The 14104-nt window shown below is 74.6% G+C and carries 12 protein-coding genes, 1 pseudogene and 1 riboswitch; of the genes and pseudogenes, 9 read left to right on the top strand and 4 right to left on the bottom strand.

Annotation, left to right across the window (positions count from 1 at the left end; translation table 11 throughout):
* The first annotated feature begins 130 nt into the window (after positions 1-130).
* The 7 genes and pseudogenes from FHR32_RS36355 to cobM all read left to right on the top strand — a co-directional run bounded on the left by FHR32_RS36355 (position 131) and on the right by cobM (position 4464).
* Positions 131-1033, top strand: a complete 903-nt coding sequence (locus FHR32_RS36355) for a proton-conducting transporter transmembrane domain-containing protein (RefSeq protein WP_246468421.1) — start codon at positions 131-133, stop codon at positions 1031-1033.
* Positions 966-1169: pseudogene (locus FHR32_RS36360) on the top strand (transposase); the annotation flags it as partial. The gene FHR32_RS36355 and the pseudogene FHR32_RS36360, both read left to right, overlap by 68 nt.
* 4 nt (positions 1170-1173) lie before the next feature.
* Positions 1174-1548 (top strand): zinc ribbon domain-containing protein, encoded by a 375-nt coding sequence (locus tag FHR32_RS36365; protein ID WP_246468390.1) that lies wholly within the window; start codon positions 1174-1176, stop codon positions 1546-1548.
* A 54-nt stretch (positions 1549-1602) separates the two neighbouring features.
* On the top strand, positions 1603-2001 hold the full coding sequence (locus tag FHR32_RS36370; protein WP_184759069.1) for a PPOX class F420-dependent oxidoreductase: 399 nt from the start codon (positions 1603-1605) through the stop codon (positions 1999-2001).
* Between the two features lie 111 nt (positions 2002-2112).
* The gene (locus FHR32_RS36375; RefSeq protein WP_312882867.1) at positions 2113-2502 is read left to right on the top strand and encodes a pyridoxamine 5'-phosphate oxidase family protein; all 390 of its coding nucleotides are present in this window, start codon (positions 2113-2115) and stop codon (positions 2500-2502) included.
* Entirely contained in the window at positions 2495-3724 is a 1230-nt protein-coding gene (cbiE, locus tag FHR32_RS36380) for a precorrin-6y C5,15-methyltransferase (decarboxylating) subunit CbiE (RefSeq protein ID WP_184759070.1), read from the top strand. Before FHR32_RS36375 ends, cbiE begins: the two co-directional genes overlap by 8 nt.
* Positions 3721-4464, top strand: a complete 744-nt coding sequence (gene cobM, locus FHR32_RS36385) for a precorrin-4 C(11)-methyltransferase (protein ID WP_184759071.1) — start codon at positions 3721-3723, stop codon at positions 4462-4464. Before cbiE ends, cobM begins: the two co-directional genes overlap by 4 nt.
* Before the next feature lie 64 nt (positions 4465-4528).
* On the opposite strand, the gene FHR32_RS36390 is transcribed toward cobM, so the two are convergent.
* Positions 4529-5602 (bottom strand): cobalt-precorrin-5B (C(1))-methyltransferase, encoded by a 1074-nt coding sequence (locus tag FHR32_RS36390; protein ID WP_184759072.1) that lies wholly within the window; start codon positions 5600-5602, stop codon positions 4529-4531.
* A 59-nt stretch (positions 5603-5661) separates the two neighbouring features.
* Here FHR32_RS36390 and FHR32_RS36395 point away from each other — a divergent pair, with 59 nt between their 5' ends.
* Positions 5662-6420 carry a cobalt-precorrin-6A reductase gene (locus FHR32_RS36395; protein ID WP_184759073.1) on the top strand — a complete coding sequence of 253 codons (759 nt, stop codon included), beginning with the start codon at positions 5662-5664 and terminating at the stop codon, positions 6418-6420.
* A gap of 74 nt (positions 6421-6494) precedes the next feature.
* On the opposite strand, the gene FHR32_RS36400 is transcribed toward FHR32_RS36395, so the two are convergent.
* Genes FHR32_RS36400 through FHR32_RS36410 form a run of 3 tightly spaced genes read right to left on the bottom strand, consistent with a single transcriptional unit; the run spans position 6495 to position 9951 of the window.
* Positions 6495-8027: a precorrin-2 C(20)-methyltransferase gene (locus tag FHR32_RS36400; RefSeq protein WP_221466726.1), complete on the bottom strand. Its 1533-nt coding sequence runs from the start codon at positions 8025-8027 to the stop codon at positions 6495-6497.
* A complete protein-coding gene (locus tag FHR32_RS36405) occupies positions 8024-8650 on the bottom strand; it encodes a precorrin-8X methylmutase (RefSeq protein ID WP_184759074.1) in 627 nt (208 codons plus the stop codon). The genes FHR32_RS36400 and FHR32_RS36405 overlap by 4 nt, the downstream gene beginning before the upstream one ends.
* Complete coding sequence (locus FHR32_RS36410; RefSeq protein WP_184759075.1) at positions 8647-9951, bottom strand: ferredoxin-like domain-containing protein; 1305 nt, start codon at positions 9949-9951, stop codon at positions 8647-8649. The genes FHR32_RS36405 and FHR32_RS36410 overlap by 4 nt, the downstream gene beginning before the upstream one ends.
* A gap of 80 nt (positions 9952-10031) precedes the next feature.
* Positions 10032-10224, top strand: a riboswitch (cobalamin riboswitch).
* A 160-nt stretch (positions 10225-10384) separates the two neighbouring features.
* On the opposite strand from FHR32_RS36410, the gene cobN reads away from it, so the two are divergent.
* Positions 10385-14053 carry a cobaltochelatase subunit CobN gene (gene cobN / locus FHR32_RS36415; protein WP_184759076.1) on the top strand — a complete coding sequence of 1223 codons (3669 nt, stop codon included), beginning with the start codon at positions 10385-10387 and terminating at the stop codon, positions 14051-14053.
* The last annotated feature ends 51 nt before the right edge of the window (positions 14054-14104 follow it).

Below are 14104 nucleotides of genomic sequence, written 5' to 3' on the forward strand. Positions count from 1 at the left end.
GATCTCGTCCGGGTCCGTGGTCGTCCGGGACGGGGGAGTGGCCGCGGTGCTGTGGGCGCTGTCCGCCTGGCTCGTCTGGGCCGAACTGCGCCGCCGCGACAGCGGCGACGGGCTCGATCGCCTGTTCGCCATGTATCACGTGCCCAGCGTCCTGTTCTTCGGCGTGGGTACCGCGCTGACGGCGGCCGGGTCACCGGAGACCGGAACGGCCCTCGTCGTCCTCGGGACCGTGATCCGGTCCGCGGTCATACCCGTGCACGGCTGGTATCCCAGGTTCGTGGAGCGGGCTCCGCTGGGGGTGGTGGTCGCCTTCGGCGCCGCGCCCCTCGGCGTGCTCACCCAGCTTGAGCTGCTGTCGGCACGGTCACCGGGTGCGCTCGCGCACGAGGTCGCCCTGATCGGTGGTCTGACCGCCGTCGCGGCGGCGGTGTTCGGGGTCGTGCAGAACAGCGCCAGACGGGCACTGGCCTTCCTGGCCATGAGCCAGAGCGGACTGATCGCGTTCGGGCTCGGCAACGGCTCGCCGGTCGCGGTGTCCGGGGCGGTGCTGACCTGGCAGGCGTCGGCGCTCGCCCTGTCGGGGACCGCCATGGCCCTCGCCGCGCTGGAGGCGCGGAGAGGCACGCTGTCCCTGGCGGCGCCCGGCGGGAACTTCGCCCGGACCCCGCGGCTGGCCGCTGCCTTCCTGCTGTGCGGGCTTGCCGCGGTCGGGTTCCCGCCGTCGCTCGGATTCGCCGGCGGGCATCTGCTCGTCCACGGCTCGGCAGGCGAGTTCCCGCTGCTGTGGCCCGCGCTGATCGGGGCCGTCGGTGTCAACGGGATGACGGTGATGCGGTCCTTCTTCGCCCTGTTCACGGGGAGCCGCGTCCATCGCGGAGAGCGTGATCTCCGCCCTCTCGAAGCGTGCGCCCTCATGGTCGTCGTTACCGCGCTGCTGCTCGGCGCCGTTCTCCCGGTGATCCCCGTGCCCCACGTACCGGCGGCGGGTTCTGAGCGGTCGGATCGGAGAACGGCTCAACCGGTTGATCCGTGAGGCGATCGAGGAGAAGGGGGCGTAGCCGGCGGAGCTCGACGTCATGCCCGACCACGTTCACCCACTGGTCGAGGTGGACCCCCGGTTCGGGATCCACAAGCCGGTCAAGGCCACCGAAGGCCGTACCGAACCGGTCCATCTTGGACAAGGGCTGGCACCGGATCGAGCTGGCCACCCGTAGCAGGGCCCGGTACACGGGCACCTGCGTGATCACTGTCAACCCGGCGTACGCGAGTCAGACGTGTAACGTGTGCAAGGTGGTGGATCGGAAGTCCCGCGAGAGCCAAGCGGTCTTCCGGTGCACCTCTTGCGGCCACACCGAACACGCCGACGTGAACGCCGCCAAGGACGTACTCACCGCCGGGAGGGCGGAGTTCGCACAGCCCAGACAGGGTGTGCGGGCTGGGGCGCGCAAACCACGCAACCGCGTGGGCCGGAAGGCCAACCGCCAAGCAACAGCAGCGCAGACCACCGCAACAGTGGCGTCTGGGCTGGCTGGAATCCCCCGGCTTTAGCCGTGGGGAGCGCTTCAAGTGTTCATAGACATACCGTTGATCGTGGAGGTACCCGTGGGAAAACTGAACGAAGACGCCAAGGAACTGCTCAACCAGCCGGTTCACGCCTGGGTGACGACCGTCCGGCCTGACGGCTCGCTGCACAGCACCGTCGTCTGGGTGGACGTCGACGGAGACGACGTCGTCTTCAACACGGCCGTCGGCCGCGCCAAGGAGCGCCATCTGCGCAACGACCCCCGCGTGTCGGTGAGCGTCCTGGACCCCAAGGACGCCTTCCACCTGGTCAGCGTCTCCGGCACCGCGGAGTTGGAGCTGGAGGGCGCCGACACGGTCATCGACCGCCTCGCGCACAAATACCTCGGGGTGGACAGCTACCCCTACCGGCAGCCGGGCGAGCAGCGCATCACGGTGCGGATCCGCCCCGACCAGGTGATCTACAACGCGGGCGGCTGAACGACCGCCCGGCAGCGCGGATCCGGCGGAGGCGCCCCCTCGCCGGATCCGGCGCACGGCTACCATGTCGCCCGGTACCAGGCACGACAGGACATCGGGGGGACGCGAGCGGTGAAGGATCTCGGAGAAGGGTTCCACGCGTTCTGGCGGGAGCGCCACCTGGCCACGCTCACCACGGTGCGGGCCGACGGCACACCGCACGTCGTCCCGGTGGGGGTGACGCTGGACGCCGGCTCCGGGACCGCCCGGGTGATCACCTCGGGCGGTTCGAACAAGGTGCGGCTGGTGCGCGCCGCCGGGCAGGAGGGCGCCGCGGTCGCCGTCTGCCAGGTGGACGGGCGACGCTGGTCGACCCTGGAGGGGCGCGCGGTGATCCGCGAGGACCCCGGGTCGGTCGCCGACGCCGAACGCCGCTATGCCGAGCGTTACCGGCAGCCCCGCGAGAACCCGGCCCGCGTCGTGATCGAGATCCGCGTCACCCGCGTGCTCGGCAATGTCTGACCCCGTCACGGTCGTCGGCGTCGGAGCCGACGGCTGGGCGGGCCTGTCGGCGGCGGCGCGGCGTGAGCTGCGCGCCGCGCAGGTCCTGATGGGCAGCGCCCGGCAGCTCGCCCTGGTCCCCGAGCCGGCCGCCGAACGCGTGGTCTGGCCCTCTCCCCTGCTCGCCGCCCTTCCCGCGTTGATCGCCTCCCACGAGGGCCGCCGGGTGTGCGTGCTGGCCAGTGGCGACCCCATGTTCCACGGCATCGGCACGACGCTGGTCCGGCTGCTCGGACCGGACCGGGTCAGGGTGCTGCCCCACCCGTCGTCGGTCTCGCTGGCCTGCGCCAGGCTCGGCTGGGCAGCCGACCAGGTCGAGGTGGTCAGCGTGGTGACCCGGCCGGTCGAGTCGGTGCACACCGCCGTCCACGACGGCCGCCGGGTGCTGGTCCTCAGCGCCGACGGCCGCACCCCCGCCCGGATCGCCGCCCTGCTCGCCCGGCGCGGATACGGCGCGAGCCCGATGACCGTGCTGGAGCGGCTCGGCGGAGCAGAGGAGCGCACGGTCTCCGGCACGGCGGAAGACTGGTCCCTGCCGGTGGCCCACGACCTCAACGTCGTCGCGGTGGAGTGCCGCGCCACCGCCGGGACCGCCGGGCTGCCATGCCTGCCCGGCCTGCCCGACGAGGCGTTCGAGCACGACGGCCAGCTCACCAAGAGGGAGGTGCGCGCCGTGACCCTGTCCCGTCTCGCGCCCGTCCCCGGCGAGCTGTTGTGGGACGTCGGCGCGGGAGCGGGCAGCGTCGCGATCGAGTGGATGCGCGGCCACCGGGCCAACCGGGCGGTCGCGGTGGAGAGCCACCCCGAGCGGGCCGCCCGGATCTCCCGCAACGCCACGGACCTGGGCGTGCCCGGACTGAACGTCGTGGCCGGCACGGCACCGGCCGCGCTCGCCGGGCTCGAACCACCCGACGCCGTCTTCGCCGGCGGCGGAGCCACCGTCCCCGGCGTGCTGGAGGGTTGCTGGGAGGCACTGCGTCCCGGCGGCAGGCTGGTCGCCAACGCGGTGACGGTGGAGTCGGAGGCCGTACTGGCCTCCTGGTACGGCCGGCTCGGCGGCGACCTGGTCCGGCTGGCGGTCAGCAGGGCGGCGCCGGTCGGCGGCTTCACCGGCTGGCGGCCCATGATGCCGGTGACGATCTGGACGGCGACCAAGCCTGTTCCCGTGGAGAGTGGACGATGACGGTGCGTTTCATCGGGGCGGGGCCCGGCGCCGCCGACCTGATCACCCTGCGGGGGCAGCGGGCGGTCGCGTCCTCGCCGGTGTGCCTGTACGCCGGTTCCCTGGTCCCGGCCGAGCTGCTGGAGTGCTGCCCGCCGGAGGCGCGGCTGGTCGACACCGCCTCGATGGCGCTGGAGGAGATCGTGGCGGAGATGCTCGCCGCCCACAGGGCAGGTCACGACGTGGCCCGGCTGCACTCCGGCGACCCGTCGGTGTTCAGCGCGATGGCCGAGCAGATGCGGCGGCTGGACGCGGCCGGCGTGCCCTACGAGGTGATCCCCGGAGTGCCCGCGTTCGCCGCGGCCGCGGCGTCGCTGAAGCGCGAGCTCACTGTGCCGGGGGTGGGCCAGACGGTCGTGCTGACCCGGACCTCGGTGCGCGCCACCCCCATGCCCGAGGGGGAGGACCTGGACACGCTCGGCCGCAGCCGCGCCACGATGGTCCTCCATCTGGCCGTGCAGCGCGTCGAGGCGGTGGCCGGAGAGCTCGTCCCCAACTACGGCGCCGACTGCCCGGTCGCCGTGGTGGCCCGGGCCAGCCGGGACGACGAGGTGATCCTGCGCGGCACCTTGGCCGACATCGCCGACAAGGTCCGCGCCGCCGGGGTCGTCCGCACCGCGGTGATCGTGGTCGGCCGCGTGCTGACCGCCTCGGAGTTCCCCGACAGCCACCTGTACTCCGCCGCACGCTGCCGTGACTGAACCGGGTGTCCCCCGCGCCGGGGGCGCCCCGTCCCACCGCCCCCGGCCGCCGGTTCCGGCCGCGTCAGCCCGCGCGGCCGACGATCACGCCCGCCCGGTCGATGACCACCACGTCCACCGCCACGGGCGCCCCGCGCAGTACGCCGGCGGCCGTCAGGCGGGCACGCTCGGCGACCAGGTCGCCCAGCGGCAGGCCCGCCTCCTGGCAGAGCCGGAGCGCGTGCAGGGCGGTGTTGGCCGCCAGCACCCGCCCGGCCAGCGCCTCGTCCCCGCCCGCCGAGCGGACGAGCCCGGCGAGCATCTCCGGGTTGACCTGCGAGCGGCCCGAGTGAAGGTCCAGATGGCCGTCGGCGAGCTTGGAGAGCTTGCCGACGCCCCCGGCGACGGTCAGGCGGGGCACCGGGTGCCTGCGCAGATACTTCAGCACGGCTCCGGCGAAGTCGCCCATGTCCAGCAGCGCGTCCTGCGGCAGCCCGTACAGCTCGGCCGCGACCTTCTCCGACGTGCTCCCGGTGCACCCGGCGACATGTCCGCGGCCCGCGGCCCTGGCCACGTCGATGCCGCGCCGGATGCTGTCGATCCAGGCCGAGCAGGAGTACGGCACCACGATGCCCGTCGTGCCGAGGATGGACAGGCCGCCCAGGATGCCCAGCCGGGGGTTCCAGGTCTTCCTCGCCAGCTCCTCGCCGTGCTCCACGGAGATCTCCACGGCCACGTCGCCGGTCCCGCCGTGCCGGGCGGCCACCTCGGCGACGTGCTCGCACATCATCCGCCGGGGGACCGGGTTGATCGCCGGCTCACCCACCTCCAGCGGGAGTCCCGGCTTGGTGACGGTGCCGACCCCGGGCCCGGCCGCGAAGGTCACGCCGGTGCCGGGGGCGCCGTGCCGTACCGTCGCGGAGATCAGCGCGCCGTGCGTCACGTCGGGGTCGTCACCGGCGTCCTTGACCACCGCGGCCATGGCCGCGCCGTCCGTGAGCTCCTCCATGGCCAGCGCGAAGGCGGGCCGCTGCCCCTTGGGCAGGACGATCTCCACCGGGTCGGGGAAGTCGCCGGTCAGCAGGGCGGTGTAGGCGGCCGCGGTCGCCGCGGTCGCGCACGCGCCGGTGGTCCAGCCATGGCGCAGGGGCGCGCTCATGATCCGGGCATCGGCCGGTACGGCCATGCGATGTCCCACGACGGAGGAAAGGTGACGAGGTGCTGAACATCCTGGTGCTGGGCGGCACGGACGAGGCCAGGCGGCTGGCCGCCGCGCTCGCCGGACGTGCGGGGACACACGTGGTGTCCTCCCTGGCGGGCCGGGTGCGCGATCCCAGGCTCCCGGTGGGGGAGGTGCGCGAGGGCGGCTTCGGTGGTCCCGCCGGGCTGCGGGCCTGGATCGGCGAGCACCGGATCGACGTCGTCGTGGACGCCACGCACCCGTTCGCCGCCCGGATGACCGCCTCGGCGGTCGAGGCGACCGGCCGGGCCGGGGTGCCGCTGCTGATCCTGCGGCGGCCGGGCTGGCAGGCGGCCCCCGGCGACGACTGGCGCTGGGTGCCGTCGCTCGCGGCGGCCGCGGAGCTCCTGCCCGAGGTGGGGGAGCGGGTGTTCCTGACCACGGGACGCCGGAGCCTGCCGGTCTTCGCCGGTCTCGACGGCCTGTGGTTCCTCGCCCGTTCGGTCGATCCGCCGCAGCCGCCCGCCCCACGCCGTCTGGAGGTGCTGCTCAGCCGGGGCCCGTTCACCGTGGAGGGCGAGCTGGCCCTCATGCGCGACCACCGGGTCGACGTGCTGGTCACCAAGGACAGCGGTGGCCAGATGACCACCGCCAAGTTGCTCGCGGCCCGAGAGCTCGGGCTCCCGGTCGTGGTCGTACGGCGGCCGCCGCATCCCGCGGGCGTCCCCGCCGTGGGGACGGTCGAGGAGGCGCTCACCTGGCTGGAGACCACGGCGGGGCCCGCCTGGCAGGGCTGAGCGGGCCGGCGGGCGCGGCCGGCCGGCGGCCCCGGTGAGAGCGGGGTCACCGGGCCGGGTCCGCGCGAGGCCGGTCACGCGGGGTAGCGGCGGGGGGTGAACACCACCTGGCCGCCGTCGCCCCGCTTGACCGTCCGGGTGGTGGAGGAGCCCACAAGCAGCAGGCAGCGCATGTCGACCATGGCGGGGTCGAGCTCGGCGAGGGTGGTGACGGTCATGGTCTCCCCGGCCCCGCCGACGTCCCGGCCGATCACCACGGGCGTCTGCGGCGCGCGGTGCTCCAGGAGCAGGTCCCGCGCGGCGGCCACCTGCCAGGTGCGGCTCTTCGACGCGGGGTTGTAGATCGCCAGGACCAGGTCGGCCCGCGCGGCGGCGCTGATCCGGTCCGCGACGACCTCCCAGGGTTTGAGCAGGTCCGACAGCGACAGCACGCAGTAGTCGTGCCCGAGCGGCGCGCCGGCCCGGCTCGCCACCGCGTGCGCGGCGGTCAGCCCCGGCAGCACCCGCACCGGCACGTCGGCGAACCGGGGCTCGCACGCCACCTCCAGCACCGCGCTGGCCATCGCGAACACCCCCGGATCGCCCGAGGAGACCACGGCGACCCGGGACCCGGCCGCGGCCAGCTCCAACGCGTGCGCGGCCCGCTCGGCCTCGACCCGGTTGTCCGTGGCGTGGCGGCGCTGGCGCGGGTTCGGTGGGATCCGGTCCAGGTAGGGGCCGTAACCGATGAGCTCGTCGGCCGCGGCCAGCGCGTCCTGGGCCTCCGGGGTCAGCCACGGCCGCCCGGCGGGGCCGAGACCCACCACGACCACCTCGCCCGGGCCGCCGGTCACGGCCGCGGGCTCCGCCTCCCGCGCCGGTTCCGCCCGCGCGGCGTTGACCGGGCTCGGGATCAGCGCCAGCGAGAAGTACGGCACGCTGTCCGGGTCCACCTCCGCGAGCGGCGCCAGCCGCTGCCCGCCGGTGGTGGCCCGCTCCACGTACCAGGCCTCGTCGAGCCGCCCGGCCTCGGCCAGCGCGTCGCGCACCTTGGTGAACGTCCGGCCGAGCTTGAGGATCGCCGCCGAGTCGGTGGCGGCCAGGCGTTCGGCCAGGACCTCGGCCGGAAGCGTCCCGGGCAGCACGGTCAGCGTCTCGTCCCGCTCGACCAGTGGCCGTCCGAGCACCGCCGCGGCGCCGCTCACGGAGGTCACGCCGGGAACCACCTCGGTGACGTAGCGGTGGGACAGGCGCTTGTGCATGTGCATGTACGAGCCGTAGAAGAGCGGGTCGCCCTCACACAGCACCACCACGTCGCGGCCGGCGTCCAGATGAGCGGCCAGCCGGGCCGCGCAGGCGGCGTAGAAGTCGTCGATGGCACCCTGGTAGCCGCCGGGATGGTCGGTGGTCTCCGTGGTGAGCGGGTAGATCAGGGCTTCCTCGATCTGGCCCTCACGCAGGTACGGCGCGGCGACCGAACGGGCGATGCTCCGGCCGTGACGGGCGCTGTGGAAGGCGATCACGTCCGCCTCGCCGACGAGCCGGGCGGCCTTGACGGTCACCAGCTCCGGGTCCCCGGGCCCCAGCCCCACTCCCCAGAGCCGTCCGGTCACCATGTCGTCATTCATTCGTCCTCATTCGCGATCGCGTTGACCGCGGCGGCGGCCATCGCACTTCCACCCCTGCGGCCGTGCACGACCAGGTGTTCCAGTCCCGCCGGGTGTCCGGCGAGGGCCTGCTTGGACTCGGCGGCGCCGATGAAGCCGACCGGGACGCCCAGCACGGCGGCCGGGCGGCCCGCGCCCTCCTCGACCATCTCCAGCAGCCGGAACAGCGCGGTCGGCGCGTTGCCGATCGCGACCACCGAGCCCTCCAGCCGGTCGCGCCACAGCTCCAGCGCGGCGGCGCTGCGGGTGGTGCCCAGCCGTTCCGCAAGCTCCGGCACGCCCGGCTCGCCCAGCGTGCAGATCACCTCGTTGCCGGCGGGCAGGCGGCGGCGGGTCACCCCGGAGGCGACCATCATCGCGTCGCACAACACCGGCGCGCCCCCGCGCAGGGCCGCCCGCGCCGACGCCACGACGCCGGGCGACCACCCGAGGTCGGCGACCAGGTCGACCATCCCGCAGGCGTGGATCATGCGGACCGCCACCTGGGCGAGGTCCGGGGGCAGGCCGCTCAGATCGCTCTCGGCGCGGATGGTGGCGAAGGAACGGCGATAGATCTCCGCGCCGTCGCGGACGTAGTCGGTCACGTTTCCCCTCTGGCGGCCGTCACCACGGCCGTGGTCTCTTCGATGTCCGCACAGGCCAGGCTCCGGCCGTCGAGGTCGACACGGTAGCCGTCGCCGGTGGCGACCACGTCCGCGACCCGTCCCCTGGGACGGCCGCAGCGCCGCTCGCAGCCCGCCCAGTGCACGGGGAGCGTACCGGTGCGCGGGGAGTCCGCGACAGGCGGGGCGATCCCGGGGCCCGAGACCGTGGCGCGGGCGGCGTCGGCCCGCACGTCGGCCAGGGACTTGGCGCAGCCGGGACGCCCGGTGCAGGCCGTCACGCCGATCCACGGCGAGCCGGCATCGGTGACCAGGCCGGCGTCCGCCAGTCTGGTGAGCGTCCGCGCGAGCCCGGCACGGGCCAGGCCGGGCAGGACCACCCCCCGCCACGGCGTCAGCCGTACCTCGCCGCCGGACGCCAGAGCGGCCAGCAGCTCCGCCTGGGCGGAGGTCAGCCGCCCCAGCGGCACCGCGACGCCGAGGGCCACCCGGCCGTCGGGCTGCTCGACCGCCCCGATCGGTCCGCCCGCCGCGGAGGGCGGACCGGCCCGCAACCGCTCCGCCGGTGGGCGTAGCCGTACCGGATCGGCGGCGCCGGTCTCCAGGGTGGCGCGGACCCGGGCCGCGACCCGTCCGGCACCGCCGGGCAGCTCGCCGATCCGCCAGGCGCGCCCTTCCCGCACGGCCGGTTCGGCCAGGAACGCCTCGGCGGCGGCGAGCAGGGCGGTGACCGCCGAGGTCACCGGAACGCGCAGGCCGCTGTCGGCGCCCGCGAGGATCAGGGCCGCTCCGTCCGCGCGGGTCGGGAGGATTCCCGCGTCGGGGCCGAGCCAGGCCACGTCGCCCCTGCCGTCGTCGAGGGCGAACAGGAAACGTCCCGGCAGCCCGGCGAGGGCGGCCCGGGCGCACAGCCGCCGGTCCAGCTCGGAGACCAGCGGGCCGGCGTCCAGGGTCCCTCCGGCGTCGCAGCCGGTCAGCGGCGAGGCGAGGACGTTACGGACCCGCTCGTGGGTGGGCGACGGCAGCAGCCCGGCCTCCGCCATGCGCGCGGCGAACCGGTCCGCCGCCCCGGTCCGCCCCGAGGTCTCCGCTGTTCCGTCCCGGCCCGCCGGTGCGCTCCCGGCGCCGAGCCCGCGCACCTGGACGTTCGCGCGGGAGGTCAGCTCGATGACGCCGGTCCCCCAAGCGGACGCGGCGCCGGCGAGTCCGCGCAGCTGGGGGGCCGTCAGCCGGCCGCCGGGGACCCGGATCCGCGCCAGCCCGCCGTCGGCCGCGGCGTGCATCTGGAGCGCCCCGGGACAGGCATCGGGTCGCGATCGTCCAGAAAAGTCACTAATGACCACGCCGAGGATGCTAACGCCAGTTTCCTGCGGAGAACGGGTGCCGTAGTCTCATCGGTGGCGACGGCAAGGGAGGAAGCCGGTGAGAATCCGGCGCGGTCCCGCCACTGTAACCGGGGAGCGAACCCCACCCAGGCCACGGTCCGGCGACGGACGGGAAGGCCGGGGGGAGCACCGATCCGGGAGCCAGGAGACTCCAGCCGTCGTAGCCGACGACGACCCGGGGCGAGGACCCCGAGGGAGGAAGCTCCGTGCGTTCTTCGCCGTTCCCGCAGCAGCTCGTGGCACCGCCGTGCCCCGCCGCCGGGCCTCATCCGCCGTTCCCGCGCGGTCCCCTGTCACCGGCGAGCCCCATCGCCCGGCCGGAGCGTGGCGCGTGATCCTCCTGCTGTCGACCTCCGACACCGACCTGCTCAGCGCCCGTGCGAGCGGGGCGGACTACCGGCCGGCCAACCCCGCCCGGCTCGCCGCCGCGGACCTGCCGCCCCTGCTGGAGGGCGCCGACCTGGTGGTGGTCCGGCTGCTGGGCGGGCGCCGCGCCTGGGAGGAGGGCCTGGACGCCCTGCTCGCCGGGCCCCGGCCCGTCGTCGTGCTCGGCGGCGAGCAGGCGCCCGACGCCGAGCTGATGGAGCTGTCCACCGTGCCCGGCGGGGTCTGCGCCGAGGCGCACGCCTACCTCGCCCACGGCGGTCCGGCCAACCTCGTCGAGCTGCACCGGTTCCTGTCCGACACCCTGCTGCTGACCGGGCACGGGTTCGCCGCCCCCGCCCCCACCCCCGGCTGGGGCGTGCTGCAGCGCGAGCCGCGCCGCGCGGACGGGCCGGTCGTCGGCGTGCTCTACTACCGGGCCCACCACGTCGCGGGCAACACCGCCTTCGTCGAGGCCCTCTGCTCGGCGGTCGAGGACGCGGGCGGCCGGGCACTGCCCGTCTACTGCGCCTCCCTGCGCAGCGCGGAGCCCGGCCTGCTGGAGGTCCTCCGTACGGTGGACGCCCTGGTGGTGACCGTGCTCGCGGCCGGCGGCACCCGCCCGGCCACCGCGTCCGCCGGCGGGGACGACGAGGCCTGGGACGTCGGCGCGCTCGCCGAGCTGGACGTGCCGATCCTGCAGGGTCTCTGCCTGACGAGCAGCCGGGCGTCCTGGGAGGAGAACGACGACGGCCTGTCCCCGCTCGACGCGGCCACCCAGGTCGCGATCCCCGAATTCGACGGCCGGATCATCACGGTGCCGTTCTCCTTCAAGGAGATCGACGAGGACGGGCTGACCGTCTACGTGGCCGACCCGGAGCGGGCCCGCCGGGTGGCGGGCATCGCCGTACGGCATGCCATGCTCCGGCACGTCCCGGCCGGCGAACGGCGGATCGCGCTGATGCTGTCGGCCTACCCCACCAAGCACTCCCGGATCGGCAACGCCGTCGGCCTGGACACCCCCGCGAGCCTGGTCAGGCTGCTGGCCGTGATGCGCGAGCGGGGCTATGACATCGGCGCCGAGGGAGAGCTGCCGGGCGTGACCGGGCAGGACGGCGACGCGCTGATCCACGCGCTGATCGCGGCGGGCGGCCAGGACGAGCAGTGGCTCACCGAGGAGCAGCTCGCCGGCAATCCGGTGCGCATCGCGGCGAGCCGGTACACCGGCTGGTACGGCACGCTGCCGGCGGACCTGCGCGCCCGGATGGAGGAGCACTGGGGGCCCGCGCCGGGCGAGCTGTTCGTCGACAGGACGCACCACCCGGACGGCGAGATCGTGCTGGCCGCGCTGCGCGCCGGGAACGTCGTGGTCATGGTGCAGCCGCCCAGAGGCTTCGGCGAGAACCCCATCGCGATCTACCACGACCCCGACCTGCCCCCCAGCCACCACTACCTGGCGGCCTACCGCTGGCTGGCCGACGGTTTCGGCGCGCACGCCGTGGTGCACGTGGGCAAGCACGGCAACCTGGAGTGGCTGCCCGGCAAGTCCACCGGGCTGTCGGCCTCCTGCGGACCCGACGCCGCGCTCGGCGACCTGCCGCTGATCTACCCGTTCCTGGTCAACGACCCCGGCGAGGGCACCCAGGCCAAGCGCCGCGCCCACGCCACCCTGGTCGACCACCTCGTCCCGCCGATGGCCCGCGCCGACACCTACGGGGACATGGCCCGGCTGGAGCAGTTGCTCGACGAGCACGCCTCCATCGCCGCGATGGACCCGGCGAAGCTCCCCGCGATCCGCGCCCAGATCTGGACCCTGATCCAGGCCGCCCGGCTCGACCACGACCTGGGCATCGGCGACCGGCCGCACGACGCCGAGTTCGACGACTTCCTGCTGCACGTCGACGGCTGGCTGTGCGAGGTCAAGGACGTCCAGATCCGCGACGGCCTGCACGTGCTGGGCGCCGCTCCGACCGGGGGGACCCGCGTCGACCTGGTGCTCGCGATGCTCCGCGCCCGTCAGATGTGGGCGGGCGGCGAGGCCCTTCCGGGACTGCGCGAAGCCCTGGGCCTGAACGAGGACGGCACGGCCGGCCGTACCGGCACCGACGAGGCGGAGACACTGGCACGGGCGCTGGTCGAGGCCATGGAGGAGCGGTCCTGGGATCCGGCGGCCGCCGCCGGTGCGGTCGCCGCGGTCCTGGGCGTCGATTCGGCCCGGTCCTCGGCTCCGGCTGATGCGGTCACCGCCTCCGAGACGGAGCCGAGGCCGGCCGCCGCGGCGGACCCCGGTCTGGTGGAGCGGATCCTGAGGTTCGCGGCCACCGAGATCGTGCCCCGGCTGGCGCGGACCACCGACGAGATCGACGCGATCCTGCACGCCCTCGACGGCGGCTACGTCCCGGCGGGGCCGAGCGGGTCGCCGCTGCGCGGCCTGATCAACGTGCTCCCCACCGGCCGCAACTTCTACTCGGTCGACCCCAAGGCGGTGCCGAGCAGGCTGGCCTGGGAGACCGGGCAGGCGATGGCCGACTCCCTCCTGGAACGCTACCGGGCCGACACCGGCGACTGGCCGCGCTCGGTCGGGCTGTCGGTGTGGGGGACCAGCGCCATGCGCACCGCCGGGGACGACGTGGCCGAGGTGCTCGCGCTGCTCGGCGTGCGGCCGGTGTGGGACGAGGCGTCGCGGCGGGTCACCGGGCTGGAGCCGATCCCGGCCGGGGAACTGGGGCGTCCGCGGGTGGACGTCACGGTCCGGATCAGCGGGTTCTTCCGGGACGCGTTCCCGCACGTGGTGGCCATGCTCGACGACGCGGTACGGCTGGCCGCCGGTCTGGACGAGCCTGTGGAGCTCAACTACGTCCGGGCGCACGTGCTGGCCGACAGGGAGAGCCACGGCGACGAGCGCCGGGCCACCATGCGGATCTTCGGGTCCCGGCCGGGGGCCTACGGCGCCGGGCTGCTGCCGCTCATCGACAGCCGCAACTGGCGCGACGACGCCGACCTCGCCGAGGTCTACGCGGTGTGGGGCGGTTTCGCCTACGGTCGCGGCGTCGACGGGGTCCCGGCTCGGCAGGACATGGAGAGCGCCTACCGGCGGATCGCGGTGGCGGCCAAGAACGTCGACACCCGCGAGCACGACATCGCCGACTCCGACGACTACTTCCAGTACCACGGCGGCATGATCGCCACCGTCCGCGCCCTCACCGGCAAGGCGCCGGCCGCCTACGTCGGCGACAGCACCCGTCCGGACGCGGTCCGCACCCGGACCCTCTCGGAGGAGACCTCCAGGATCTTCCGTGCCCGGGTGGTCAACCCCCGCTGGCTGGCCGCCATGCGCAGGCACGGTTACAAGGGCGCCTTCGAGCTGGCCGCCACCGTCGACTACCTGTTCGGCTACGACGCCACCACCGGCGTGGTCGCCGACTGGATGTACGACAGACTGGCCGCGACCTACGTGCTGGACCCGGAGAACCAGGCATTCCTGACCGAGTCCAACCCCTGGGCGCTGCACGGCATCGCCGAACGCCTGCTGGAGGCGGTGGAGCGGGGCATGTGGGAGCACCCCGACCCCGACGTCCTGCGCGGTCTCCAGGAGGTCTATCTCAAGACGGAGGGAGACCTCGAAGACGGCGCCTGACCCTAATCGCGCCTCCGCCAGGCGGCGGTCCTGCCACGTGCCAGACGGTCG

Source organism: Streptosporangium album, assembly GCF_014203795.1.
Taxonomy (GTDB): domain Bacteria; phylum Actinomycetota; class Actinomycetes; order Streptosporangiales; family Streptosporangiaceae; genus Streptosporangium; species Streptosporangium album.

Excerpts from the sequence above, each read along its gene's own strand:
- FHR32_RS36355 (WP_246468421.1), top strand. The coding sequence starts at position 131 with ATGTATCACGTGCCCAGCGTCCTGTTCTTCGGCGTGGGTACCGCGCTG.
- cbiE (WP_184759070.1), top strand. The coding sequence starts at position 2,495 with ATGTCTGACCCCGTCACGGTCGTCGGCGTCGGAGCCGACGGCTGGGCG.
- cobM (WP_184759071.1), top strand. The coding sequence starts at position 3,721 with ATGACGGTGCGTTTCATCGGGGCGGGGCCCGGCGCCGCCGACCTGATC.
- FHR32_RS36390 (WP_184759072.1), bottom strand. The coding sequence starts at position 5,602 with ATGAGCGCGCCCCTGCGCCATGGCTGGACCACCGGCGCGTGCGCGACC.
- FHR32_RS36400 (WP_221466726.1), bottom strand. The coding sequence starts at position 8,027 with ATGAATGACGACATGGTGACCGGACGGCTCTGGGGAGTGGGGCTGGGG.
- FHR32_RS36410 (WP_184759075.1), bottom strand. The coding sequence starts at position 9,951 with ATGCACGCCGCGGCCGACGGCGGGCTGGCGCGGATCCGGGTCCCCGGC.